25 protein-coding genes are annotated in these 25718 nt (G+C 71.7%); 18 read left to right on the top strand and 7 right to left on the bottom strand.

The features are described 5' to 3' along the window. Positions 1–7: 7 nt before the first annotated feature. Together ABME01_RS07550 and ABME01_RS07545 are read right to left on the bottom strand one after the other, a co-directional pair. The gene (locus tag ABME01_RS07550; protein WP_353827771.1) at positions 8–1030 is read right to left on the bottom strand and encodes an LLM class flavin-dependent oxidoreductase; all 1023 of its coding nucleotides are present in this window, start codon (positions 1028–1030) and stop codon (positions 8–10) included. 61 nt (positions 1031–1091) lie between these two features. Beyond that, positions 1092–1670, bottom strand: a complete 579-nt coding sequence (locus tag ABME01_RS07545) for a hypothetical protein (RefSeq protein WP_353827770.1) — start codon at positions 1668–1670, stop codon at positions 1092–1094. Positions 1671–1842: 172 nt separating this feature from the next. Between ABME01_RS07545 and ABME01_RS07540 the strand changes: the two genes are divergently transcribed. Further along, a complete protein-coding gene (locus ABME01_RS07540) occupies positions 1843–3057 on the top strand; it encodes a low temperature requirement protein A (protein ID WP_353827769.1) in 1215 nt (404 codons plus the stop codon). 17 nt (positions 3058–3074) lie between these two features. On the opposite strand, the gene ABME01_RS07535 is transcribed toward ABME01_RS07540, so the two are convergent. Continuing rightward, positions 3075–3749, bottom strand: coding sequence for a DUF4328 domain-containing protein (locus ABME01_RS07535; protein ID WP_353827768.1), 675 nt, complete (start codon positions 3747–3749; stop codon positions 3075–3077). A 334-nt stretch (positions 3750–4083) separates the two neighbouring features. On the opposite strand from ABME01_RS07535, the gene ABME01_RS07530 reads away from it, so the two are divergent. Beyond that, positions 4084–7140 (top strand): hypothetical protein, encoded by a 3057-nt coding sequence (locus ABME01_RS07530; RefSeq protein WP_353827796.1) that lies wholly within the window; start codon positions 4084–4086, stop codon positions 7138–7140. Here the strand turns inward: ABME01_RS07530 and ABME01_RS07525 are convergent. Beyond that, on the bottom strand, positions 7103–7510 hold the full coding sequence (locus tag ABME01_RS07525; RefSeq protein ID WP_353827767.1) for a VOC family protein: 408 nt from the start codon (positions 7508–7510) through the stop codon (positions 7103–7105). The two genes, ABME01_RS07530 and ABME01_RS07525, sit on opposite strands and share 38 nt — an antisense overlap. 50 nt (positions 7511–7560) lie before the next feature. Next, complete coding sequence (locus tag ABME01_RS07520; protein ID WP_353827766.1) at positions 7561–8103, bottom strand: GNAT family N-acetyltransferase; 543 nt, start codon at positions 8101–8103, stop codon at positions 7561–7563. 283 nt (positions 8104–8386) lie between these two features. Between ABME01_RS07520 and ABME01_RS07515 the strand changes: the two genes are divergently transcribed. The 3 genes from ABME01_RS07515 (at position 8387) to ABME01_RS07505 (ending at position 12403) form a co-directional block, all read left to right on the top strand. Beyond that, positions 8387–9298: a lytic transglycosylase domain-containing protein gene (locus ABME01_RS07515; protein WP_353827765.1), complete on the top strand. Its 912-nt coding sequence runs from the start codon at positions 8387–8389 to the stop codon at positions 9296–9298. 121 nt (positions 9299–9419) lie between these two features. After that, a complete protein-coding gene (locus tag ABME01_RS07510) occupies positions 9420–11456 on the top strand; it encodes a carboxypeptidase regulatory-like domain-containing protein (protein WP_353827763.1) in 2037 nt (678 codons plus the stop codon). Positions 11457–11557: 101 nt separating this feature from the next. Continuing rightward, on the top strand, positions 11558–12403 hold the full coding sequence (locus ABME01_RS07505; RefSeq protein ID WP_353827761.1) for an aldo/keto reductase: 846 nt from the start codon (positions 11558–11560) through the stop codon (positions 12401–12403). Between the two features lie 50 nt (positions 12404–12453). Here ABME01_RS07505 and ABME01_RS07500 read toward each other — a convergent pair whose 3' ends face one another. Then, positions 12454–12678, bottom strand: coding sequence for a three-helix bundle dimerization domain-containing protein (locus ABME01_RS07500; RefSeq protein ID WP_353827760.1), 225 nt, complete (start codon positions 12676–12678; stop codon positions 12454–12456). Between the two features lie 98 nt (positions 12679–12776). Further along, positions 12777–13334 (bottom strand): TetR/AcrR family transcriptional regulator, encoded by a 558-nt coding sequence (locus tag ABME01_RS07495; RefSeq protein WP_353827759.1) that lies wholly within the window; start codon positions 13332–13334, stop codon positions 12777–12779. A 79-nt stretch (positions 13335–13413) separates the two neighbouring features. Here ABME01_RS07495 and ABME01_RS07490 point away from each other — a divergent pair, with 79 nt between their 5' ends. The 13 genes from ABME01_RS07490 to ABME01_RS07430 all read left to right on the top strand — a co-directional run bounded on the left by ABME01_RS07490 (position 13414) and on the right by ABME01_RS07430 (position 25713). After that, positions 13414–13770 (top strand): DsrE family protein, encoded by a 357-nt coding sequence (locus tag ABME01_RS07490; RefSeq protein ID WP_353827758.1) that lies wholly within the window; start codon positions 13414–13416, stop codon positions 13768–13770. A gap of 169 nt (positions 13771–13939) precedes the next feature. Further along, entirely contained in the window at positions 13940–14215 is a 276-nt protein-coding gene (locus ABME01_RS07485) for a DUF1330 domain-containing protein (RefSeq protein WP_353827757.1), read from the top strand. A gap of 187 nt (positions 14216–14402) precedes the next feature. After that, entirely contained in the window at positions 14403–15416 is a 1014-nt protein-coding gene (locus ABME01_RS07480; protein WP_353827756.1) for a LacI family DNA-binding transcriptional regulator, read from the top strand. Positions 15417–15554: 138 nt separating this feature from the next. Beyond that, on the top strand, positions 15555–16724 hold the full coding sequence (locus ABME01_RS07475; protein ID WP_353827755.1) for a CaiB/BaiF CoA transferase family protein: 1170 nt from the start codon (positions 15555–15557) through the stop codon (positions 16722–16724). After that, on the top strand, positions 16721–17851 hold the full coding sequence (locus tag ABME01_RS07470; RefSeq protein WP_353827754.1) for an extracellular solute-binding protein: 1131 nt from the start codon (positions 16721–16723) through the stop codon (positions 17849–17851). Before ABME01_RS07475 ends, ABME01_RS07470 begins: the two co-directional genes overlap by 4 nt. Before the next feature lies 1 nt (position 17852). Beyond that, positions 17853–18314 carry a MaoC family dehydratase gene (locus ABME01_RS07465; protein ID WP_353827753.1) on the top strand — a complete coding sequence of 154 codons (462 nt, stop codon included), beginning with the start codon at positions 17853–17855 and terminating at the stop codon, positions 18312–18314. Continuing rightward, positions 18311–19534 (top strand): mandelate racemase/muconate lactonizing enzyme family protein, encoded by a 1224-nt coding sequence (locus tag ABME01_RS07460; RefSeq protein ID WP_353827752.1) that lies wholly within the window; start codon positions 18311–18313, stop codon positions 19532–19534. The genes ABME01_RS07465 and ABME01_RS07460 overlap by 4 nt, the downstream gene beginning before the upstream one ends. Continuing rightward, on the top strand, positions 19521–20189 hold the full coding sequence (locus ABME01_RS07455; RefSeq protein WP_353827751.1) for an RraA family protein: 669 nt from the start codon (positions 19521–19523) through the stop codon (positions 20187–20189). Before ABME01_RS07460 ends, ABME01_RS07455 begins: the two co-directional genes overlap by 14 nt. Before the next feature lie 8 nt (positions 20190–20197). Continuing rightward, complete coding sequence (locus tag ABME01_RS07450) at positions 20198–21067, top strand: amidohydrolase family protein (protein ID WP_353827750.1); 870 nt, start codon at positions 20198–20200, stop codon at positions 21065–21067. A 200-nt stretch (positions 21068–21267) separates the two neighbouring features. After that, complete coding sequence (locus ABME01_RS07445; RefSeq protein ID WP_353827749.1) at positions 21268–22587, top strand: ABC transporter substrate-binding protein; 1320 nt, start codon at positions 21268–21270, stop codon at positions 22585–22587. A gap of 95 nt (positions 22588–22682) precedes the next feature. Then, positions 22683–23669 carry a carbohydrate ABC transporter permease gene (locus ABME01_RS07440; protein WP_353827748.1) on the top strand — a complete coding sequence of 329 codons (987 nt, stop codon included), beginning with the start codon at positions 22683–22685 and terminating at the stop codon, positions 23667–23669. Then, positions 23666–24598 carry a carbohydrate ABC transporter permease gene (locus ABME01_RS07435; RefSeq protein WP_353827747.1) on the top strand — a complete coding sequence of 311 codons (933 nt, stop codon included), beginning with the start codon at positions 23666–23668 and terminating at the stop codon, positions 24596–24598. The genes ABME01_RS07440 and ABME01_RS07435 overlap by 4 nt, the downstream gene beginning before the upstream one ends. Then, entirely contained in the window at positions 24595–25713 is a 1119-nt protein-coding gene (locus ABME01_RS07430) for a Gfo/Idh/MocA family protein (protein ID WP_353827746.1), read from the top strand. The genes ABME01_RS07435 and ABME01_RS07430 overlap by 4 nt, the downstream gene beginning before the upstream one ends. Positions 25714–25718 lie beyond the last annotated feature (5 nt).

Raw genomic sequence — 25718 nt, 5'->3', positions numbered from 1 at the left:
TCATCGCTCAGCGCCATCCGAGCGCCGGGGCGACGTGGGTCAGGAGCGACTCGAGCACGTGCGCGTTGTAGTCGACGCCGAGCTGGTTGGGCACGGTGAGCAGCAGGGTGTCGGCGGCGGCGATCGCCTCGTCCTCGCGGAGCTGGTCGATGAGCACATCCGGTTCGGCGGCGTAGCTGCGGCCGAAGACGGCGCGGAAGTCGTCGATCACGCCGAACTGGTCGGAGCGGTCGCCGCCGCCGACGAAGTAGGCGCGATCCATGTCATTCACGATCGCGAAGATCGAGCGGCTGACCGAGACCCGCGGCTCGCGCTCGTGGCCGGCCTCGGCCCAGGCGGCGCGGTAGGCCTCGATCTGCTTGCGCTGCTGCACGTGGAAGGGCTCGCCCGACTCATCCTCTTTCAGTGTCGAGCTCATGAGGTTCATGCCCTGCTCGGCTGCCCACACGGCCGTGGCGTCGGAGCCGGCGCCCCACCAGATGCGGTCGCGCAGTCCGGGCGACTGCGGCTGGATGCCGAGCGGGCCCGGGTGCGGGTTCGGGAACATCGGGCGCGGATTCGGCTCGGCGAACCGGGCGCCGTCGATGACCTTCAGGAAGACGCCCGCGTTGTTGCGGGCGACGTCGGCGATGGTCGATCCCTCGGGCGCCTCGTAGCCGAAGTATCGGTAGCCGTCGACGACCTGCTCGGGTGACCCGCGCGAGATGCCGAGCTGCAGTCGGCCGCCGGCGATGAGGTCGGCGGCGCCGGCATCCTCGGCCATGTACAGCGGGTTCTCGTAGCGCATGTCGATCACGCCCGTGCCGAGCTCGATCCGGCTCGTCTTCGCGCCGGCCGCCGCGAGCAGCGGGAACGGGCTCGCGAGCTGGTTCGCGAAGTGGTGCACGCGGAAGAACGCGCCGTCGGCCCCGACCTCCTCGGCCGCGACCGCGAGGTCGATCGACTGCAGCAGCACGTCGGACGCCGATCGGGTCTGCGAGCCGGGCGAGTTCGACCAGTGGCCGAACGAGAGGAAACCGATGCGCTTCATACAGGGGTGCAACGCCGGGGGCGGCGCGGCATTCCGCGGGGCGCCGCTCCCGGCGGCGCGATCAGGGCTTCTCGTCGAACACCACGCAGAGGTACTGGATGCCGAAGAACGTGCCCGTGTTGATGTTGAACGGCGCGTGCAGGCCGGTGTCGGCCGTCTTGCCGCCCGGGTAGAGGTAGGTGTTGGGGCTGAGCGCCAGCGGCCCGCCCTTCACCGTGACCCTGAGCACCGGCACGGTCGAGGTCCAGTCGAGCCGCGGGCCGGCGCCGTTGTCGTAGATATTGGTGACCGTGAACGTGCCGTCGAAGTAGCCCTGTTCGGCCACCGGGTCGACCTTCAGGCCGGGGTAGTCCGCGCACATCTCGAACTCGGGCGGGAGCTGGAGGTCGACGACCTCGCCGCCCTCGGCGCCGTAGGCGGTGCACGCGTCCTGGGACTCGAACGCGGTCATCGGGTCCTCGGCGCTGGCCAGTCCCATCCAGCCGTCGTCGTCGCACAGCTGGGCGACCGCGCTGTTGCCGCCCTTGCCGCCGTGCCCGTTGCCTCCCTTCGCGCCCGTCATCGAGACGGTGAGCACGAGGGCCAGCATGGCGGCGAACAACAGGAGGAGCGGTTTCGGCAGTCGGTGCGCGGTGATCATCGGTGATTCCCTTCGCTCGGTCGCGGGAGCCACCGGTACGACCGACCGCTCGGGAACGACCCGGCGGCCCCGGTCACCTCCGTCAGACCGGACAATAGTCCCCGGTACGGATGCCGGCAAGAGACCTCAGTGCTCACTGTCGGCGCCGGCCCCGCTCGTGCATCCTTGAGCCATGCAGGAGCGCAACGACGCCGGCGGTGGCAGGCGACTGATCGGGCGGGTCCGCACTGCGGACGACACGGCCCGCGTCACCACGTTCGAGCTGTTCTTCGACCTCGTCTACGTCTTCGCGTTCACGCAGGTCAGCCGCCTCATGGCCGAGACGCATTCGGGGTTCGGGATCCTGCAGGCGCTCATCGTGCTCGGCCTGCTCTGGTGGACGTGGTGCGCCTACAGCTGGCTCGCCAACCAGGCGCCGGCCGACCAAGGCGTCGTGCGCATCGGCATGAGCGCGGCGATGATCGCGGTGTTCGTCATCGCGCTCGCGATCCCCGAGGCCTACGAGGACCTCGACGGCGGATGGTCGGGCCCGCTGGTGCTGGTGATCGCCTACACGGTCGTCCGCCTCATCCACATGGGGCTCTACCTCGTGGCCGCGGGCGACGACCGCGCGCTCGCGATGCAGGTGCTCCGAACCCAGGCGGTCGCGATGGCGCCGGCGACCATCCTCCTGCTGATCGGGGCACTCGTCGGCGGCCCGGCGCAGACCTGGATCTGGCTGGCCGCGTTCCTCTGGGACGTCGCCCTCACCTACGCCAGTTCGCGAGGCGGCGGCGGATGGCGCATCTACTCGCCCGGCCATTGGAGCGAGCGGTACGGGCTCATCGTGATCCTCGCCCTCGGCGAGTCCATCGTCGCGATCGGCGTCGGGGTCGCGCAGGAGCCCATCGACGCCCCGATCACGCTCGGTGCCGCGCTCGCGGTCACGCTCTCGATCCTGCTCTGGGCCGCCTACTTCACCCGGGTCGCGCCCGCGGGCGAGCACGAGCTCGAACGCCGCACGGATGCCGCACGCGTCGTGCTCGCGCGCGATGCCTACACCTACGCGCACTTCGTGATCGTCGCCGGGATCATCCTCGCCGCGCTCGGCGTGGAGGATGCCATGGCGCACGTCACCGACCCCGAGCCGTTCGGATGGTTCGGCGCCGCCGCGCTCGGCGGGGGCCTCGCGGTCTACCTGCTCGGTACCGTGGGCTTCGCGCGCGTGGTCGGCATGGCGTGGCCGTGGGTCCGGATCGCGACCGCGCTCGTGATGGCCGCCGCCAGCCCGCTGCTCGCCATCATCGCGCCGATGGCGGCGCTGCTCGTCGTGGTCGCGATCGTGGCGGTGGGACTCGCCGTGGACGGCGGTCGCCGCGGCCGCACGGCGACCGCGGCGACGACCTGAGGCGCTCGCCGGGCGCGTCAGGCGGGAGGAGCCGCGACCTCTCCCGCGCTCGTCGCACCCTCGACGATCTCCTGCGGGCGCTGCAGGAGGCCTCGCGTGATCCCGCCGACGACCATCCACGCCAGCGGCGCCGCAGCCAGGAGGAGGACCTCGCCCGCGAGATTGCCCCACATCCCCGAGCGGAGCTGTTCGAGGGTCTCGGCGGAGATGTAGGCGCGGCTCGAGAACGAGACCACGACGTTGCTGCCCAGCCAGAGCGCCCACCAGGCCACCTGCCACGACGGTCGCGAGAGGCCGGCCGCTCGCCAGAGGTCGGAGATGTTCTGGTACGGGAACCAGAGGTTGACGATGGGGATGAACCATGACGACGCGTGGCGACCCGGAGAGCGTCGCGTGCGCCTGACTGCCTGCTTCGCGGCACGGTACTGCCACATCGCCCAGAGCACGCCGGTCACGATGAGGGCGATACCGCCGAGGCCGTTGACGAGCGCCGACATCACGTCGTAGGTGTCGAACGAGCCGATGACCGTCTCGTCGCCGCCGAGGAACCGCGTGATCGCGCTGATGCCGAACGCCTCGGTGGCGATGTTCGCGGCGGAGAGGGCGCCGCAGACGATCAGGAGCACCTGGGTCGCCGACGCCAGCTTGGCGAGCTTCCTCATCGAGGCCGCAGCGGCCTGCGCGTCCTGCACGGGCGGCAGGGGTGGTGCCGGAGGCGCGGGCGGCACGGGCGGTGCCGAGGCGGTGTCCGAGGCTGCCTCGAGGGCGGCTTCCGGGGGTGTGGGGCTCGTGGTCATGGGTGGCCTTCGCGGGGGGAGGGGGTCGTGGAGGGCGCCGGCATCCGGACCGCCCTCCACGGTCGGGTCGCGAGTCACTGTAGCGACGCGCCGACGCCGTCATGGTCACGTTTCGGCCACGCCGACGGGGCGGCGAAGGTGATCCGACGGCACGTCCGGATCGCCGCACCGATCCGGTCGGGCGCAGGAGTGGGACGATCGTCCCACTGGTGTTACGCTCCCGAGCGTGATGACGCACCCCGGCCGGATCCTGCGCGTCGGGATCGCCATCGTGATCCTGCTCGCCCTGGGAGCCGGGATCGCCGTGGCCCTGACCGACGCCCTCGGCATCCGCTCGGAGCCCGCCGACGTGCCCGTCGAGACCGCCGCGGTCGCGGAGCCGGTCGAGTTCGCGGCACCGCCCGTATTCGCGACCTCCGAGGCGCCCGACGGTCCGCGCATGCGCGCGGCGCTCGAGGAGCTCGACGACGCGGTGGCAGATGCGCCGAGCACCGACGGGCAGGCGACGCTGTCGGTCCGGGTCGACGGCTCGGTCGGCGATGCGACCGAGGGCGACGCGGTGGATGACGACGCGGGCGACGACACGTACCGCCTCGAGGGCTCACGTGACGCGCTCACCGTCATCGGGCGCACCGAGGCGGGCGCCATCCGTGGCGTCTACGACCTCGCCGCCGCGGTGCGCGACGGCCGACCGGTCGACGAGCGCGCGGGGGAGACCGTGACGTCGCGCCTTGGGTTCCGGATGGCCGACCTCGGCGCGGTCGGGGTCGCCGTCGACGAGGCGGCCCACTCGGCGGGCACGGACTACTCGCACAACTCCCGCGCGTTCGAGGACGTCATCCTCGCCGAGGCGCCGTACGTCGACGACGTCGCGCTCGCCGAGGCGCGCACCGACTTCGACGCGTACGTCGACCACCTGCTGGCCGAGGGGTACACCGCGATCACGGTGCCCGGCCTGCTGGAGTACCTGACCTTCTCGGACGTCGGGGACGGCACCGAGATCTACGCCCCCGACGACGAGCACGTCGCCCGCGCGATCGCGATGCGGAACGCGTTCGGATCGCTGTGGGCGTCGGCCCGCGCCAAGGGGCTGCAGGTGTACCTGCGCACCGACATGCTCGTGGTCACGACGCCGCTCGAGCGGTACCTGCAGGACCGGTTCGGCGGGTTCGCCACCGACGATCCCGAGTTCTGGGAGGTCTACGCGGCCGGGCTCGACGAGCTGTACCGCGAGATGCCGTACGTCGACGGCGTGCTCATCCGCATCGGCGAGGCCGGGCAGGTCTACGACCTGCCCGAGTGGGACTACCGCAGCACGCTCGCGGTCACCACCGTCGACGCGGTGCGCACGATGCTCGAGACGCTGCTCGCGCAGGCCGAGCGCGCCGACCGCGAACTGATCTTCCGCACCTGGAGCGTCGGCGTCGGCGCGGTCGGCGACATGCACACCAACGCCGACTCGTACCGCGCCGTCCTCGACGGCATCGACTCCGACCGGCTCATCGTCTCGACGAAGTACTCGCTCGGCGACTTCTACAGCCACCTGCCGATCAACAACACGCTCGAGGTCGGCGACCAGCGGCGCATCATCGAGTTCCAGTCGCGACGCGAGTTCGAGAACTTCGGCGCGTTCCCGAACGACCTGGGGCCGCTCTACGCACAGGTGTTCGACCGGCTCCTCGCCGCGAACCCGAACATCGAGGGCATCTGGACGTGGACGCAGGACGGCGGCCCGTGGCGCGCCGGCCCGCTCTCGCTCGAACTCGAGGCCGGCTTCTGGCAGCTCGCCGAGCTGAACACCGAGCTCGCGGTGCGGCTCGCGCGCGACCCCTCGCTCGACCCGGCGACGATCACGGCCGACTGGGCGCGCCGCTGGTTCTCGGACGACCCCGCGACGGTGCAGGCCATCGGCGAGGCGATGGCCGACTCGCGCGAGGCCATCACCGACGGCCTCTACATCGGCCCGTTCGCCGACCGCCGGGTGTTCGCGATCGGGCTCGAACCGCCGCCCATGATGTGGATCTTCGAGTGGGACATCCCCACCGGCGACAGTGCCTCGCTCGACGTGATCTACGCGATCTCGCGCGACCGGCTCGACGAGGCGATCGACGGCGGCGAAGGCGCCCTCGACGCCGTGGAGCGGATGCGCGCCTCGATCGCTGCGACGGATGCCGCGACCTGGCACGACCCGTCGCTGCGCGACGAGTTCCTCGACGCCCTCGACTACGAGGCGAACACGCTCGGCATGCTGGCCGACTACCGCACGATGGTGCTTCGCAACGCGGAGTGGCACGACACGGGGTCGGCCGAGGCCCGCGCCGACTGGGAGGCGGCACGCACCGCGTTCCGGGCGTCGGCCGCCGAGCACGAGGCCGCGTACGGCGGCGACCCGTACCATCCGGCGTTCAACCTCGAAGCGGCCCGACTCGGCGCCGAGCGTGCCGAACGGGACCCCGCCATGGGATGGTCGGCCCTCGCCCTGCTCGTGCTCGTCGCGGGCTGGATCGGCTACGGCATCGCGGCGCGCACCGAGCGCGGGCGCCGGCTGCCGCTGGCCTCCGTCGCCCGGGCGATGTGGGTGGCGGGAACCCGGCCGTGGCGTGCCGCGGAGGTCGTGCGCGACCTCGGGCCCGGCGAACGGGTCGCGCTCGTCGCGGTGCCGGCGGTGGCGCTCGCGGTCAGCCGCGGCATCCTCACCTGGTTCGCCGCGCCCGCCCACCTGGTCGCGACGCTCGGCGCCTGGCTGGTGTTCGCGGTCGTCCTCGTGGTGATCGTGCGCGCGCTGCGCGCGCCGTGGACGGCGGCCGTCGCCGCGGTCGGCGGGGCGGCCCTGCTCCGGGTGGCCCTGCTGTCGGCGGTGCTCGTGCCATCCGGCCCGGGAGGCTACTGGTTCGGCTTCTGGACCGACGAGGTGCAGCGCAGCGTCTACGTCGTCGTCTCGTTCGCCCTCTTCGGCTGGGTGCTCGTGGCCGCGGCGTGGTCGGTCGCCGGCGCGCTCGGGGTGCGTCGTGCCGTCGGGGCGGTCGTCGCGGCGTCGGGCGTCGCCATCGCCGCCGTCGCCGGGCTCGTCGCCGCCGTCGGACTCGAGGCGGCGCTCACGACGTGGAACGACCAGATGGCGCTGCTGCCGTGGGGGCTCTCGCGGATCCTCGGCATCACCGTGTACCTCGACATCCCGCAGGACTCGGCGCTCTGGGCCGCCGTGATCGGCGCGGTCGTCGCGGCGTGCGGGATCGTGGCGGCGGCGGTCAGGCCTCGGCGGCGTCGCGCGGCGGGTTGTACATGAACTCGATGCGGATGCCGTTGTCGTCCTCGACGAACGACGCGTAGTAGCGGTCGTTGAAGCGCGGGTAGGGCTTGGGGTCGCGCACGGCCGTCCAGCCCGCCTCCATCGCGATGGCGTGGAGGCGGTCGACCTCGTCGCGGGAGTCGACGGCGAAGGCCAGGTGCTGCCAGCCGATCCGGCCGTGCCGGTGCGGGCCGGACCCGGGCTCGCGTGTGGGCATGAGGATGAGCTCCTCATGGCCGCGGTGCCAGGAGGCTCCGGTGTCACCGTCGAGGCGTGTGCAGCCGAGGGCCGTCATCACGGGGTCGAACTGCGCGATCGAACGGGGGAGGTCCTCGACGCTGATGCCGAGGTGGTCGAAGAGGGCCATCCGGTCAGACTAGTGACGACCACCCACGCGATTCGTCGCCGCGGCCCCGATCACGCGAGCAGGTCGGCGTACTCCTCGTTCCTCGCGATGAACGCGGACACGACGGGGCACTGCACCGTGATGCGCACGTCGTCGTCCCGGATGCGGTCGAGGACGTCGGCGATGAACGCGCCCGCGATGCCGCGGCCGCGGTATCCCGGCTCCACCCGCGTCGTGATGAGGACGAGGCCGTCGCCCTCCTCGGCGTACCGGAGCGTCGCGATCTCGACGTCGTCGAGGGTGGCGACGAAGCGGTTCCGCTCGTCCACGCGTCGGACCACGATGGCATGGTCGGACTCCGCCGACGGCAGGTCGATGTCGCGAGCGCCTTCCGCGTTCACCTCGTCGACGAGGGCGGCCGTCTCCTCGTCGTCCACCGCGTCGTCGTCGTCGGCCGGGCGGCCGGCGTCCGCGTCCGGGTCCGCCGTGCCCTCGTCCGGATCCGTGGTGCCCTCGTCGTCATCCGTGGTGCCCTCGTCGAGGAACCCGCTGCCGTCCGGGTAGCCGGCGGAGTCCGGGTACTCGAACCGACCGGCGTCCGCATCGTTCGTCATCTTCGCTCCTCCGTCATCCGCGCACCTCGCGCGCCCATCCTCCTCGCTCCGCACCCGGACCTCCAGAGTCCGCGCCGCACGATCGCCTCGCGCCGCACGATCGCCTCGCCACGGCCGAGACGCGCTGTGCGCGAACGCCGGGACGCCCGGCCACTTCCCAGCCGATGGCGGTCGCGACCCGGCTAGCCTGAGCGTGCGGGTGTGGTTCCGTGTCCGCAGTCGGCGGTCCGCACGCGAGCAGGGGCGCGGAATCGATCCGGCGCCCGGACGGAGTGGCTGATCGATGTCCTGGGACGATGACGCGTACGGCGACCTGCCCCGCGCTCGCCGCGGGCGGAGGTCGGCCCGACAGGTCGCGCTGCAGGTCGCCGGGTACGTCGGACTCGTGGCCGGCGTGCTCGCGCTCGTCGTCGCAACCGTCTTCGGCGTGCGGATGCTGGGGGTCGCGAACACTCCGGGCGGCTTCGCCGCACCGTCGGCGCAGGGCCGCGGCGCTCCGCCGCCGCCGGTGAGCGTCGCGCCGGACGACGCCGGAGCCCAGCAGAACGCCGACCCGTCGGCCACCGACTCGTCCGCGACGGGCACCGAGGTCGCGCCGCTCGTCCGCCCGGAGTCCGAACAGGTCCCCGACGCCAGGCTCGTCGTCGACGCCGGATGGCTCTCGAGCGTCTCGGCGGCGACCGGCATCCCGGAGCGCGCCCTCTCCGCGTACGCGCTCGCCCACGTGGCGATCGCCGCCGATCGTCCGGACTGCGGCATCGACTGGACGACCCTCGCGGCCATCGGCTCCGTCGAGTCGGGCCACGGCAGCCACGGCGGCGCGCAGTTCGACGAGCGCGGCGTCGCCCGACCGACCATCCTCGGGCCCGCCCTCGACGGCGACGGGGTTGCCGCCATCCGTGACACCGACGGCGGCGCCCTCGACGGCGACACCACGTGGGATCGCGCGGTCGGGCCGATGCAGTTCATCCCGCCGACGTGGCAGCAGTGGGGCGCCGATGCCGACGGCGACGGCGTCGCCGATCCCAGTCAGATCGACGACGCCGCGCTCACTGCCGCCCGGTACCTGTGCGCGTCGGGCCCGATGACGAGCGCCGAGGGATGGCGCGCTGCGGTGTTCTCGTACAACCACGACAGCGACTACGTCGACAAGGTCGCGACGATCGCCAGCGGGTACGTGACGGCGATCGGGTGAGCGGGGCCGCCGCGACCCGCGTGGATTCCTCCCGGTCGTCGCTGTCGCCCGGGGGCGTCGCGCGCTACTGTTCAGGCGGCCGACCCCAGTCCCCGGAGACCCGATGCCCTACCGTCCGCGGGTGCGCGCCGCAGCGCGCCCGATCGGCCTCGCTGCCGCCATCGCCCTGCTCGCCGCGCTCCTGACCTCGATCGGTCTCTCGCCGGCCTCGGCCGAGGACACCGGATCGATCTCCGGCACCGTCACGAACACGCACGGCGAGCCGCTCGAGGGTGCGCTCGTCGTCGCGTTCTTCGCCAGCAACCTGTACGGCTACTCCACGGCCGCCTCGACGCGGACGGACGCGCAGGGCAGGTACACGGTCACGGGATTGGGTGCTCGGGACTACGGCATCAGGGCCTGGGGGCCCGACGGGACCGAGTACGCATCAGTGGTGTGGGACGGCACGGACCCCTACGCCACGGCGACCGTCATCTCGCTCGGCGTCGGAGAGGCACGCGAAGGGATCTACCTGCGGCTCCCGACCGCCGGCATCGTCACCGGAGTCGTCACCGACGTCGACGGGGCCCCGATCGCGGGTGCGTCAGTCGTGCTCACGGAGAAGGTGTCGGGCGGAACGCCACGGTCGTACGGCGACACCACCGATGAGTCCGGACGCTACGAGATCCGGAGACTCGACCCAGGACGTTGGAGCGCGTCGTTCCGGGGCGATGCGGTGCCGACCTCGACCGAGACGGGATACGTGCCGATCACCGGTGTGACCGTCGAGGTGCTCGGCGACGCCGTCGTCGAACTGGACATGACGATGACGGCGGCGGTCGTCATCCGCGGAACGGTGACCGATCAGCGCGGCGATCCCATCCGCTACATGAACGTCTCCCTGTACGCGTTCCGCGAGGGCCGCTGGATGAGCATCGCCGACGGTCAGACCTCCGGTACGGAGTCGGCCTCGGGCCGCTTCGCGTTCAGCCGGTTGCCCGCAGGCACGTACACCGTGCAGTTCTGGTCGTCCAACGGGAAGAAGAACTACGAGACGCAGTGGTGGCGGGGGAAGCCGGGTGCGTTGGGAAACGTGCAACCCGAGGATGCCGATGCCGACACGATCGAGCTCGCATCCGGCGAGTCGATGACCGCCGACGTTCGGATCGCCGACGGAGCGACGATCCAAGGGACCGTGACCGATCAGGCCGGGGCCCTCGTGCAATCCCAATGGGTGATGGCCTACCGACTGCGCGCCGGCGAGTGGTGGCCGTTCGCGACCGGGCCGACCGGCGCCGACGGCACGTTCCGCCTTTCAGGGCTGGCGGCGGGTACGTACGTCGTCCAGTTCCGCGAGCGCGCCAACCTCGAGGGCGAGTGGTGGCAGGACGGCACGAGCCTCGAGACGGCACGGCGATTCGAGGTCGCCGCGGGCGAGGTGGTGTCCGGCGTCGACGCGTCGGTCACGCGCCGCTCGGTGTCGATGGCGGCGCCGACCCTCTCCGGGTCGGCGGTCGTCGGTTCGACCCTGCGTGCCGAGGTGACGTCGGACACCCCGAAGACGACGTTCGCGTACGAGTGGCTCGCCGACGGTGCGCCCGTTCCCGGGGTGGTCGAGTCGACGCTCCCGATCGGTCCGGAGCTCGTCGGCCGGGCCGTGAGCGTTCGCGTCACCGCCTCGGCACCGGAGTACGTCTCCACCACCTCCGAGACGCCGTCGACGGGGCCGGTCGCACTCGGTGCGCTCGAGATCGGGGCCCCGTCGATCAGCGGAGACCCGGTCGTACGACGCGAGCTGGTGGCCGAACCCGGGGCGTGGACCTCGGGAACGTCGTTCGACTACCAGTGGTTCGCCGACGACGCGCCGATCCCCGGGGCCACGTCGGCCGCCCTGGTGCCGACCGCGAGCCTGGTCGGGGTCACCGTGAGCGTGCGGATCACGGGTTCGAAGGACGGTTACCGGGATGTCTCGGTCATCGCCGTGGCGACCTCGCTGGTCGCGTTCGAGTCGGGGCTCCCGATGGCCACGCGTCCGGCGGAGCCGGTGTCGAGCGCCCCTCCACGCATCGGTGTCGACGAGGTGTCGAGGCTTCCGGGCGACGACGGACCGAACCCGACGCCGATGCGAGACGGACCGGGCGAGCTCGAGCCCAGCACGATGGGGGACGACCAAGGGTAGGGGGAGATCGACGAACGCCTCGCGCTGGCTGTGTTCGCCGCGGTCGAATGCCGTCCGCGGTAGGTTACGGGCGTGGCATCCGAGTCGATCCGGACCAGGTGATGACGGCGTTCGGCCTGCCCGCGCCGGGCGTCGTGCTGGGGGTGGCCTCCCTGGTGCTGAAGGAGGGCGCCACGATCGAGCACGCGCTCGAGGTCGTTCGCGCGGCGGTCGACGCGGGCGTGGTGGCGGTCGACACGGCGCGCGCCTACGCCACGGTCGACGACGACGCCGCGGGGGAGCGGATCGCGCAGGCCGCCCGCGCGCAGTCGCCCGAGCTCCCGATCATCACGAAGGCCGGCCATTTCCGGCTCGCCCGGAGCGCGTGGGACTCCGACAGCAGCGCGCAGCGCGTGCGCGCAGACGCGCTGCACAGCCGCGAGGTGCTCGGCGCCCCGCCGTCGCTCCTGCTCCTGCACCGGACCGACCGCGTGGACGACCTCGACGCCACCGTGCGCGAACTCGCCGCGCTGCGCGACGAGGGCGTGGTCCGGGCGGTGGGCCTCTCGAACGCCACGGTCGAGCAGCTCGACCGCGCCCGCTCGATCACGGAACTCGACGCGGTCGAGAACCGGTTCGCACTCGGCATCGACTCGGCGGCCGAGTACCGGTACTGCGTCGCCGCCGGCATCCCGTTCCTCGCCTACGCGCCGTTCGGCGGGCCGCGGGCCGACCCGCTCGCGACCCACGTGCCGCGGGTCGCCGCCGTGGCTCGGGCCCGGGGGATGTCGGTGCACCGGGCCGCGCTCGCCGGGATGCTCGACGCGATGCCCGGCGCCTGGCCGGTGATCGGATCGACCCGGGTGGAGTCGGTTCGCGACTCGGTCGCCGCCGCGGAGACCCAGGTCGACGACGAGCTGCGCCGGGCCTTCGCCGACGACCTCGGCGCACGCGGGGTCCGGCTGTAGGCGCGCGCCGTCGTCGCTCGCCGACGGCGGTCCGCCGGCGTCGGGGACGGTCAGGCCGCGGGCGCGTCGGTGCCCGAGCCGTCCTCCTCCAGCCGGTGCCGCGCGGCGCGCTCGACGAGCACGGGCACGAAGTCGCGCACCGGGCGGCCGTCGTAGCGGTGGTGCTCCTCATCGACGACCGCATGCACGCGGTCCCGGGAGGTGCTCGGGAAACGCTCCATCATTCGGACCACGACGCTCTCGATCGCCTGGTCCTCGTCCGGCTCGTTGATCATGGGCCCAGCCTGCGGCCGCACGCGCGTCGAGGCAAGTCGCTGGGCGCGTGCACACGGAGTTCACAGGGCGGACCGGTCGGCGGGATCGGGCCCGTCGGTCACCGGGCGACGAGCCGCGTCGCCGCGAGGCGCGCGTGCGCGACGGGTGCGCCGTCGCCGGTCGCCTTCGCGGCGATGATCGCGCCGTCGTAGAGCATCGCGATCGTCTCGGCGGCGTCGGCGTCGCCGGTGATGCGCGCGAGGTGGCCGACGACGTCGTCGTGGTGCTCGCGCACGATGGCCATGGCCTCGGCGTTGCCGGGGACCTCGACGGCCGCCTTGGCGAACGGGCAGCCGTCGAAGCGGCCCGCCGCGATGTCGGCCTCCAGGGTGTCGAACATCGCCCGGACCCGCACGACGGGCGAGGCATCAGGGGCGTCGTGGTCGGACAGCGAGGCGCGGGTGTCGTCGAGCTTGCCGCGCAGGTAGGCGACGACGAGGTCGTCCTTGCTGCGGAAGTTGTTGTAGAGCGTCGCCTTGGTCACGCCCGCGGTCGCGGCGATGGCCTCGACCCCAGTGGTGTTGATCCCGTCGCCGTAGAAGAGGCGCGCGGCGGCCGCCAGGAGTCGTTCGCGCGCGGATCCGGGTCGGGGGCGCTCGATCACCGTGTCGGACATGCACTTGACTATACCGACCGGTCTGGTTAGTGTTCAAGTCCGCTATACCGACCGGTATGGCAAATCTGAAGGAGATTCCATGGCCGACCACAAGATCGCCGTCGTCATCTACGAGCCGCTCTCGGGCGACATGGCCCGCGTGTACCGGGGCCTCAAGACCGCCGCCGAGTTCAAGGCCGGCGGCGACGACGTGACCGTCGTCTTCGACGGCTCGGGCGTCGAGACGCTCGCCGCGGTCAGCGACGCGACCCACCCCATGCATCCGCTCGTCGAGTCGCTGCGCGAGAACGTCGGCGGCGCCTGCTCCTACTGCGCGAGCGCGCACAAGGTGAAGGACGCGATCTCGGCCGCGGGCTGGTCGCTCCGCGCCGAGGCGGCCGGCGAGCTCAGCATCCGCGAGCTCGCCCAGGAGGGTCGCCAGATCCTCAACTTCTGAGCCGAGCGCTCGGGTTCGAACACGGGCTCCGAGCCGGACGCGAACGGGGCCGGTCCGATGGACCGGCCCCGTTCGCGGCATCCGTTCGCGACACCGCCTACCTGGTCCGGCTGATCCGGAAGGTGAGGTTGATGCGTGCGGTCCGCACTCGCTTCATCGGAGGCACGCGATGCTTCCAATAGAGCTGGGTGTCGCTCTCCATGACGAAATCGCCATCCGCCTGATCGCCAAGCACGGCGGGACCTACCTCGCGAGGACCGCCAAGCACGAGCGGCTCGAGGGCGTCGGGGCCGAGCCCGGCCTGCGCATCGTGATCGAGTGGCCGTCGGTCGACGCGGCCAAGGCGTTCGAGAACGACCCCGAGCACCAGCCGCACCTCGAGGCGCGCCTCAGCAACTCGACGAGCCAGCACGTCATCGTCGAAGGCACCGACGACCTCGCCTGAGCGAACGCGCCGGCGCGACCTCACGACGACCCCGGACTGAGCGTCCGTGGTCGTCGGCGCGAGGGACGGGCGCGGCGCGCGGCCGGGCCCACGATCCGATGTCCGGACGGATACCAGTGAACATACGTTTGCGCAATCCGTCCGCGCCTCCGGGGCCGGCGGGGGCCCTGTCCGTACTATGGGGGCCATGGCCACCCTCAGCGATGTCGCCTCGAAGGCCGGCGTCTCCGTCTCCGCGGTCTCGCGCGTGCTCTCGAACGCTCCGGACGCCCGGGTCAGCGAGCAGACCCGCCAGCGCATCTTCGACGCCGCCAAGGAGCTCGACTACCGGCCGAACTTCGCGGCCCGTGCGCTGAAGTTCTCGCGCACGAACGTCATCGCCGTCGTGGTGCCCGACCTCACCAACGCCATGTTCTCCGAGCTCATGTCGGGCGTCGAGGAGGAGGGCAACCGTCGCGGGTACATGGTGCTGCTCGCCCGCGCCGAGAACCTCACGAGCGAGCCCGACGCCATCCCGCGTCTCATCGGCGAGGGCCGTGTCGACGGCGCGATCGTCCAGCTGGGCGACGCGAGCGACACGAGCGACTTCGACGAGCTCCTGAACGGTCGACTGCCGGTGATCCTCGTGAACTCCGATCACCTCGACCACCCGGGGTCGGTGATCCTCGAGGATGCCGAGGGCATCCGCATCGCGACCCGGCACCTCATCGGGCTCGGCCACCGGCGCATCGGGTTCCTGGGCGGGCTGCCCGACTCCGACACCGGCCGGCGCCGCCGGGAGGGCTTCCTGGACGCGATGTCGACCGCCGGCCTCGAGGCCGACCCCGACCTGATGACCGAGCTCGGCTACCTGCCGCGCGCCGGCGGCGAGGCGCTCCACGCCGTGATCGATCGGGACGATCCGCCGACCGCGGTCGTCGTGGCGAACGTGAACGCGGCGCTCGGCGCGCTGCTCGAAGCCCGCCGGAGCGGCCTGCGGGTGCCCGAGGACCTCTCGATCGTCGCCATGCACGATGCCTGGACGGCCGAGAGCACGTGGCCCCCGCTCACGACGGTCCGGATGCCGCTGCGCCGCATGGGCGAGGCGGCGATGACCGCGATGTACGAGCGGATCTCGACGGGCGTCGCGACGGACGTCGTCGTGACCGACCCGTCGCCGGAGCTGATCCTCCGCGAGTCGACCGCGCCCCCCGCGCGCTGACCCTGCGGCGTCGCGTGGACGCCGGGCTTGCAGGGCGGGCGAAGCATCGCCTACCATGGACAAACGATTGATCAACGATGTTCGACAGGTATGGATGCCCGCGGTGGGCACCCAGCCGCGTGGGAAATGAAGGCACCTATGTCCACTGCTCCGACCCTCCCGCTCGAGGGCGTCCTCGTCCTCGACTTCAGCCAGTTCCTCGCCGGCCCGGTCGCCGCCATGCGGCTGGCCGACCTCGGAGCGCGCGTGATCAAGGTCGAGCGCCCCGGCGTCGGCGACATCGGCCGGACGCTGGCGTTCGCCGGCCGCCGGATCGACGGCGACACGGTCTCGTTCCACGCGATGAACCGCAACAAGGAGTCGATCACGGCCGATCTGAAGTCGGCCGCCGACCTCGCCTACGTCAAGGAGCTCGTGGCCAGGGCGGATGTCATCATCCAGAACTTCCGCCCGGGCGTCATGGAGCGCATCGGCCTCGACTACGAATCGGTCAAGGCGATCAACCCGTCGATCGTCTACGCCAGCGCGACCGGCTACGGCTCGGAGGGGCCCTGGAAGGACCGCCCGGGCCAGGACCTGCTCGCCCAGTCGATCTCCGGGCTGCCGTGGCTGAGCGGGTCGCGCGAGGACGGCCCCGTTCCGGTCGGGGTCTCGATCGCCGATCACCTCCTGAGCTGCCACATCGCGCAGGGCGTCACTGCGCTGCTCGTGCGCCGCTTCCGCACCGGGGAGGGCGGACTCGTGGAGTCGAGCCTCCTCGAGGCCATGCTCGACCTGCAGTTCGAACTGCTGTCGACGCGGCTGAACGACGACACGATCACGGTCCGCCGCGGCGGGTCGCACTCCGCGCACGCGTTCCTGGCCGCACCCTACGGCACCTACCCGACCACCGACGGGTACCTGGCGCTCGCGATGAACGCGATCCCCACGCTCGGCCGGCTGCTCGGCATCCGGGAGCTCGAACTGATGTCCGACCCGCAGGAGGCGTGGGACCGGCAGGTCGAGATCGAGGACATGCTCGCGGAGCGGTTCGCGACCGACACGACCCAGCACTGGCTCGACATCCTCGACACCGCCGACGTGTGGTGCGCGCCCGTGCTCACGCTGGACGAGCTCATGGAGTCGGACGGGTTCGCCGCCATCCGGATGACGCAGGAGGTCGAGCGCGACGGGGTGCGGATCGCGACGACGCGCGGGCCGATCCGGGTCGACGGCCGCGTGCTGTCGAGCACGAAGGCCGCGCCGCGACTCGGCGAGGACGACGAGGCGATCCGCGCCGAGTTCCCCCGGCAGCGGGTGGACGCATGACGATCACGCTGCGGGGCATGACCTGGGAGCACGAGCGCGGGTACGGCAGCGTCGTCGCGGCGGCCGAGGCCTACCGGGAGGTGGCGCCCGACGTCGAGGTCGTCTGGGAGTACCGGTCGCTGCTCGCGTTCGGCGACCAGGGCCTCGACGAGCTCGTCGACGGCGTCGACCTGCTGGTCATCGACCACCCGCACATCCCGTTCGCCGCCGAGCGCGGCCTGCTGCTGCCGCTCGACGGCGCCGGCCACGACGACGAGCTCGCGACGCTCGCCGCGCAGTCGGTCGGGCCGTCGCACGCGTCGTACCAGCACGCGGGACGCCAGTGGGGCCTCGCGACCGACGCCGCTGCGCAGGTCGCCGCCTGGCGGCCGAACCTGATCGACGCGCCGCCGCGGACGTGGGACGAGGTGTTCGCGCTCGCCGAGGAGGGACGGGTGCTGTGGCCGGCGAAGCCGGTGGACGCCTACTCGAGCCTGCTCACCGTCGCGGCGAGCCACGGCACCGACGCCCTGCGCGAGCCCGGGGTGTTCCTGCCCCGCGACGCGGCTCGCGACGCGCTCGAGCTGATGCGCCGGCTCGCGTCGCTGGTACCGGAGGACAACCTGGCGCTGAATCCGATCGACGTCGCCGACCGGCTCGCGACCGGGGAGCAGTTCGTGTACAGCCCGCTGCTGTTCGGGTACACGAACTACTCGCGCGCGGGGTTCCGCGAGCACCGGATCGCCTACGTCGACATCCCGGCCGGTCCGGCGGGCGTGCGCGGGTCGCTCCTCGGCGGCGCGGGCATCGCGGTTTCGGCGCGCACGGAGCATCCGCAGGCCGCGATCGACCACGCGTTCTGGCTCGACTCCGCCGAGGTGCAGGAGGGCGTCTACTTCGACGGCGGCGGGCAGCCGGGCAATGCGGCCGCATGGGAGTCCGACCGCACGAATGCGTTGAGCCTGGACTTCTTCCGCAACACCCGGACCACGCTCGAGACGGCGTACGTGCGCCCGCGGCATCCGGAGTACCCCGAGCTGCAGAACGAGGTCGGGTCGATGATCACCGACGTGCTCGCGGGACGGGTCGAGATTGACGATGCCATCGACCGCCTCGACGAGGCGACGGCGCGCCACCTGGAGGACTGACATGCAGACCATCGACCGCTGGTGGGAGGACATCGAGATCGGGGAGCGCCGCGAGACCGTCGGCCGCACGATCACCGAGGCCGACATCGTGCTCCACGCGGGGCAGACCGGCGACTTCTTCCCGCACCACATGGACGCCGAGTGGATGGCGACGCAGCCCGCCGGGCAGCGCATCGCGCACGGCACGCTCACCCTCTCGGTCGCCGTCGGCATGACCGCCGGCGACATCAACCCGCAGTCGATGAGCTACGGCTACGACCGCATCCGCTTCATCAACCCGGTCTTCATCGGCGACACCATCCGGGTCACCGCCGAGATCACCGAGAAGTCCGAGCACCCGAAGAAGCCCGAGCAGTTCGGGTACGTGCACGAGCTCGTCACCGTCGTCAACCAGCGCGACGAGACCGTGATGGTGCTCACCCACCTCTACCTCGTCAACCGGAGAGCAGGAGACCAGCGATGACGACGTCGCCCCCCGCAGGCAGCGCCCCGACCGAGACCAGGACGGACGGCCGCGCCGCGCCCGTCACGTCGCTCACCGTGACCGACGTCCGCGCGGTCCTCCTCTCGCACCGCTACGCGCCGGGGGAGGAGCTCACCTGGGTCGGCGGCACCATCCGCTCGTGGGATGCCGCCCTCGTCGAGGTCGTGCTCTCCGACGGCTCTCGCGGCGTGGGCGAGGCCGGCGCCGGCATCATGGCGGCGACCGCGGTGCCCGGGCTCGTGGATGCGTTCCGCCCCTACATCGTGGGCGTGCCGCTCGACTCGCCGCTCGAGGTCGGCGACCACCTGCGGGCCTACACGGCGTTCTGGTCGCGCGGCGGCATCGCCGCGGGGGTCGCGGGCGCCATCGAGATCGCCGCGTGCGACGCGGTCGCCAAGCGGGAAGGCGTCCCCGCGTACGAGGTGCTCGGCGGCGCCGCGCGCAGCCGGATCCGGGCCTACGCGAGCGGGGGGCTCGGCACGACGTTCGAGCAGGTCGCCGAGTGGGCCGCGACGCAGGTGGCCGCGGGCTTCGAGATCGTGAAGTTCCGGGCGATGGAGGACCCCGACACGACCCTGAAGCTGCTCGACCACGTGACCGCCACGCTGCCTGAGGGCACGCGGTTCGTGATCGACGCGGTCCAGGCGTGCGCCTCCGCTCCCTGGTCGGCCGAGGATGCGATCCGCGTCGGCGAGCGCGCCGCCCAGCTCGGGGCGCTCTGGTACGAGGAGCCCATGCAGGCCGACGACGTCGCCGGGTTCGCGCGCGTGCGCGCCGCGGTCGACGTGCCCGTCTCCGGCGTGGAGTCCAACGGCACCGTGCGCGAGTTCGCGGAGCTGATCGGTGCCGGCGGGGTCGACCTGGCCCAGCCCGACGCCACGTTCGTGGGCGGCTTCCGCGCCTTCGCGCGGGTCGCCCGGCTCGCGCACGACGCCGGCGTCGACTGCGTGCCGCACGTCTGGGGCAGCGGCGTGACGTTCGCCGCGAACCTGCATGCCGCGCTCGCCTCCCCGACGGTCGAGCTCTTCGAGTACTGCACGCTGCCGAACCCGCTCCGCGACGCGCTGCTGGTCGAACCGATCGACTTCGGCGGCGGCACGATCGGCGCGCCCACCGCGCCGGGCCTCGGCGTGCGGCTGAGCGAGGAGATCGAGCGGGAGTTCGCCTTCCGGCCCGGCGGCGGCCATGTCATCCGCTGAGCGCGGCTTCGTCGCCCGGCCGGGCGACGAGCGACTGAGCGCCGCGATCGTCAGCGACTCGTGCGACGCGGCGGGCCTGCGCGACCAGGTGCTGCAGGAGCGCCTCGCGCCGATCGTGCCCGGCTCGCGCGCGATCGGGCGAGCGCGCACCGTCCGCTTCGCCCCGGCCCTCGAGGACGACCCCGACGACCCGTACCGCGACGCGATCGACTTCATCGACGGGATCGGTCCCGGCGAGTTCGTGGTGATCGCGACCGCCCGCAGCAACGACTCGGCCTTCTGGGGCGAGCTGTTCAGCGCCGCCGCCCTGGGCCACGGCGCCGCCGGGGTGCTCACCGACGGGAACCTGCGCGACACCGACCGGATCGCCGCGCTCGGCTTCTCCGCGTTCGGGCGATCGCGGCGGCCGATGGACTACCGCGCCCGCATGCGGATCGTCTCGACCGACACCCCGGTCGTCGTGCACGGCGTGCGCATCGCATCGGGCGACCTCGTGATGGCCGACGACGACGGCGTCGTGGTCGTGCCGCAGGAGCACGAGGAGCAGGTCCTGGGCCTCGCGCGCGAGCGCGCATCGCGCGAGGCGACGGTGCTCGAGGAGCTGCTGGCCGGGGAGTCGCTCCGGGCGGTCTGGGACCGGCATAGAGTCCTGTGAGGAGAACCATGAGCCACCCCGTCATCGACACGCACCAGCACATCTGGGATCCCAAGCGCGCCGTCTACGACTGGCTCGGCCCGGACCTCGCCCCGATCGACCGGCCGATCTACTTCGACGAGCTGCGCCACGAGCTGCGCGCCGCGGGCGTCGACTTCACGGTGCAGGTGCAGTCGGCCGACGATCCGGATGACACCGAGCTCATGATCGAGTCCGCCTCGATGCATCCCGAGGTCGCCGGCATCGTGGCGTACGCCCCGATCGAGCGACCGGCGGAGTGCGCCGCGGCGGTCGAGGCCTGGGCGGGCGACCCGCTCATCGTCGGCGTGCGCACCCTGATCCACACCCAGCCGGACCCCGACTGGCTGCTCCGGCCGGACGTCGACGAGGGACTGTCGGTGCTCGAGGCCGCGGGCCTGACCTTCGACGTGGTGTCGGTGCTGCCGCGGCACCTCGAGCACGTGCCCGTGATCGCCGAGCGCCACCCCGACCTGCGGCTCGTGATCGACCACCTGTCGAAGCCGCCGATCGGGCTGACCGACCGCGAACCGTGGTGGAGCCTCATCGCCGCTGCGGCGGAGCACCCGAACGTGCACGCGAAGATCAGCGGGCTCTACTCGGCGACGGACGACCTCGCCGCGTGGTCGACGGAGTCGATCGAGCCGTTCGTCGACCGCGCCGTCGAGGTGTTCGGGTTCGACCGGCTGATGTACGGCGGCGACTGGCCGATCTCGATCCTCGCGGGCGGCTACACGAAGGTCTGGAACGGCCTCCGCCCGATCTTCGATCGCCTGGAGCCGCACGAGCGCGAGCAGGTGCTCGGACGCACCGCGGCGACGTTCTACCGGCTCTCGCCGGACCGTCTCGGGCTCGCCTGAGGCGCCCGCGGTGGGCCCCACGTCGGTGCCTGCCGTGCCTCCGGACGTGGCCAGGGAACGGATCGCGGACGGATGTGCTCAAACGTTTGCTTTGACAATCGTCATAGGATAACGTTTGAGCACGGCACCCAGAGGCGTCGGGTGCCGCCTGAACAGCACGACGGCGTGATGTCAGCGCCGACTCACCCCTAGGAGTGTCAATGAAGACCACGAGGTTCCACTCCGCGGCCGCACCGGCCGCAGCCCTCGCCGTGGCGGGCGCGCTCGTCCTCGCCGGGTGCAGCGCGGGCGAGCCCGCCGCGCCCGAGCAGACCGACTCGGGCGGCAAGATCACCGTCTGGGTCGACCCGCCCCGCGTCCCGGCGGCCGAGGCCTTCCAGGAGGCCTACCCCGACATCGAGATCGACGTCGTGCAGATCGACGGCACGGTCGGCGGCAAGACCGTGAAGCAGTCCTTCGCGAACTTCGACGCCGCCGGCTCCGGTTGGCCCGACGCGATCTTCTTCCCGTCGAACGACGACATCGCCTGGGCGACGAGCTCGAGCAGCAACTATGCGGCCGACCTCACCGACCTGCTGCCCGAGGTCATCGCCGACTACGACCCGGCGGTCCTGTCGTTCTGCGAGTTCGACGGCCGCATCCGCTGCCTGCGCAACGACGCCGCGCCCGACGTGTTCTGGTACAACAAGGCGTTCTTCGACGACAACGGCTACACCGTGCCGACGACGTGGGAGGAGTACGGCGACCTCGCCGTCGAGATCGCGGCGGAGCACCCCGAGAAGATCAGCGGCTTCCTCGGCGACGCCTACGGCATCAACCGCTACCTGCAGGCGTCGGGCTGCCCGACCAACGAGCGCGTGTCCGAGTCCGAGGCGCACATCGACCTCTCCGACCCGAACTGCGTGCGCGTGACCGAGCTGCTCGCGAAGATGTACGACGGCGGCGCGCTCTCGACCCAGGGCATCTTCGACGGCGATGCGGCCGCGGCCGGCGTGAACCTCGTGATGAGCCCCGGAGCCGTGTGGTGGGGCAACTACCTGTTCCGCGACACGTGGAAGATCCCGGCCGACGAGATGAGCGCCGTGGCACCGCTGGCCTGGGAGGGCGAGTCCGAGCCGTCGGCCGGCAACGAGGGCGGCGGCCTGTGGGGCGTCTCGTCGCACATCACCGGCAAGCAGCTCGAGAACGCGCTCACGTTCGCGACCTTCGTGAACACCGACCCGCGCTGGCAGGTCGAGCTCTCGACCGGTCTCCCCGGCTACGGCCCGATCCAGGACGACTGGCTCGAGAAGCTCGAGGCCGACGGCTACATGGCCGACGTCGCCACGGTGCAGTCGGCGTTCAAGGAGGCCGCCGCCGCGGTGGAGCCGTACTCGTACATGCTGTACGACACGGGTTCGGTGTGGACCGAGACCGTGAGCCCGACGCTCATCTCCGGCGGGTCCATGCAGGACGCGATCGATGCGTTCGGCGAGGAGCTCGTGAACCAGGCGAAGTCGGTGGGCTACACCGTCCAGTAGCGCGACCGCCCGGGGGCGTCGGCGCGCGACGCCGGCGCCCCCGGGCGCATCCCCCGGACATCGACTCCGACCGACGCATCGAAGAGGATGACGACATGACCACGACGACCGCGAAGGAGGAGCGGATGGCGCAGCCGACCGTTCCACCGCCCGCACCATCGAAGGCGACGCGGCGCAGGCGGGCCCCGCATCGCGCCGAGGCGCGCGGCGCGTACGTGCTGCTCGCGCCCTACATCCTGCTCTTCCTCGTGGCGGCCGCCATCCCGATCGGCTACGCCTTCTGGATCAGCCTGCAGAAGGCGCCCACCCTCGTGAACCCGCAGACCGGGTTCGGCGGCATCGACTCGTTCGTGACCGTCGTGACCGACTACCGGTTCTTCGCGACGTTCGTCAACATCTTCACGGTCATGCTCATCTGGCTGCCGATCATGATCATCGGCGTGGTCGGGATGGCGCTGCTGATCCACGCCAGCCCCGGCCGCTTCGGCGGGGCGATGCGGTTCGTGTACTACATCCCCGGAGCCCTCGCCGGCATCGCGAACTTCGTGCTCTGGGTGTACCTGCTGAACCCCGCGCAGTCGCCCATCGCCTTCCTCTGGCTCGACCTCGGCATGACGAACCTCAAGGAGGTCGTCACCACGGAGAACCTGCCGCTGATCCTCACCGCGATGCTGTTCTTCCAGGGCCTCGGCACCTGGATCGTCATCGTCAACGGCGGGCTCAACGGCATCCCCGACGAGATCTACGAGGCCGCGGCGCTCGACGGGGCGAACGCCTGGCAGCTCGCCTGGCGCGTGAAGCTCCCGCTCATCCGCCCGTGGATCGGCTACGCGGCGCTCATGAACCTCGCCTACGGGTTCCAGCTCTTCCTCGAGCCCTACCTGATGCGGCAGATCTCCTCGGGCTCGATCGACAGCGAATGGGCGCCGACGCAGCTCGGGTACGCGTTCGCGTTCACCAACCGGAACTTCCCCGCCGCAGCGGCGATGTCGATCATCCTGCTCGTGATCACGCTCGCGATCGGCATGATCATCGTGTTCCGCAGTGGACTGTTCGGCGACGAGAAGGAGCGGAACCGATGAGCGCCACCGAGACCCATCGCATCGTCGGCTCGCGCCGCTGGAGCGCCGGCCGCGTCGCCCGAGTGTCGGTCATGCTGCTGTTCGCGGCGGCGTTCATCCTGCCCATCGTCGGCTTCATCGCGCTCGCCTTCCGCAGCCAGGAGGGCATCGAGTCCGGCGGCGACGGGTTCCTCGGCCTCGGCGGCATGTCGATCCAGAACGCGATCTACAGCTGGGGCCAGCTCATGGGCTTCGGGCCCGGCAGCGGCGGGCTCTTCCTCCGCTGGATCATGAACTCGCTCATCGTCGCGGTCGTCGGCGGCGTGCTCGCGCTCGTCGCGGCGCTGCCGGCCGGGTACGCGCTCGCCCGGCTCCGCTTCCGGCTGCGGCGGTTCTGGCTGTTCGCCACCCTGCTCGCGATGGTGATGCCGAACACGGTGCTCGTCATCCCGCTGTTCCTCGAGGTCAACGCGATCGGCGCCGTCGGCCAGCTCTGGCCGGTCGCGGTGATCATGGGCTTCTTCCCGTTCGGCGTGTACCTCAGCTACATCCACTTCATGACGACCATGCCGCCCGAGCTCGTCGAGGCGGCGCGCATCGACGGCCTCGGCGAGGTCCGGACGTTCTTCCAGGTCGCCCTGCCCATCAGCAAGCAGGTGACGGCGCTCATCGCGTTCTTCTCGTTCGTGGCGAACTGGACGAACTTCTTCCTGCCGCTCGCCCTGCTCACCTCCAATCAGGACAACAAGACGATCTCCATCGGGATCCAGGAGCTCATCGGGGCGAGCCCGCTCTTCAACGCGACCGTGGCCGCCGGCCTCGACGTGAAGCTCTACATGCCGCAGCTCGCGCTCGCGACCGTGATCTCGATGGTGCCGCTGCTGGCCGTGTTCATCGGCGCGCAGCGCTACCTCATCCGCGGGCAGACCGTGGGAGCCGTGAAGGGATGACCGCCGACGTGACCGACCGACCCGAACGGCACCCCGCCGAGGCGTACACGCTCCGGCTGCCCGAGCATCCCCGGCCGATCGTCATCCTCGGCGCCGGGGGGATCGTCAAGGACGCCCACCTGCCCGCGTACCGGAAGGCGGGCTACCCGGTCCGGGGCATCATGAACCGCACGGTCGCGCGGGCGCAGGCGCTGGCCGACGAGTACGGCATCGAGCACGTGTTCGGCACGGTCGCCGAGGCCGTGGCCGCCGCGCCAGCCGACGCCGTCTACGACATCGCGCTCATGCCCGAGCAGTACCTCGAGACGCTCGAGCAGCTCCCCGACGGCGCGCCCGTGCTCATCCAGAAGCCGCTCGGCCAGACGCTCGCCGAGGGCGAGGTGCTGCGCGACCTCTGCCACCGCAAGGGGCTCGTCGCCGCCGTGAACACGCAGCTGCGCTTCGCGCCCTACGTCGCCGAGGCGCGTCGGCTCATCGCCGAGGGCGTGATCGGCGACCTCGTCGACCTCGAGATCCGGGTCTCGGTCGACACGCCCTGGCACCTGTTCCCGCACGTGTTCGGCCTCGACCGGCTCGAGATCAACATGCACTCGGTGCACTACGTCGACCTCATCCGATCGTTCCTCGGCGACCCCGACTCGGTCAGCGCCGTCACGGTGCCGCACCCCGACAAGCCCGAGATCGCGAACACCCGCTCGCTCATCGTGATGCGCTACCGAGACCGGCCGATCCGGGTCACCGTGAGCACGAACCACGACCACGCGTTCGGCCCGGCGCACGAGGAGAGCTTCATCAAGTGGGAGGGCACGAAGGGCGCGATCCGCGCCCAGATGGGCCTCCTGCTCGACTACCCGACGGGCGGACCGGATGCGCTCGAGCTCGCGCTCCTCGACGACCGGGAGGCCGGGTGGCAGGCCGTGCCGTTCGAGGGTTCCTGGTTCCCCGACGCCTTCATCGGGTCGATGGGGGCCGTCCAGCGCTTCGTCGAGGGCTCGGCGCCGTCGCTGCCGACCTCCGTCGACGACGTGCTGCGCACGATGGCGGTCGTCGAGGCCGCGCACGAGTCGCAGGACACCGAGGGCATCCGGCTCGGTGGGACGCGGGTCGTCTCGTGAGCCGC

The organism is Agromyces litoreus (genome assembly GCF_040496015.1).
GTDB lineage: Bacteria > Actinomycetota > Actinomycetes > Actinomycetales > Microbacteriaceae > Agromyces > Agromyces litoreus.
This window is presented reverse-complemented; position numbering and strand designations above follow the sequence as displayed.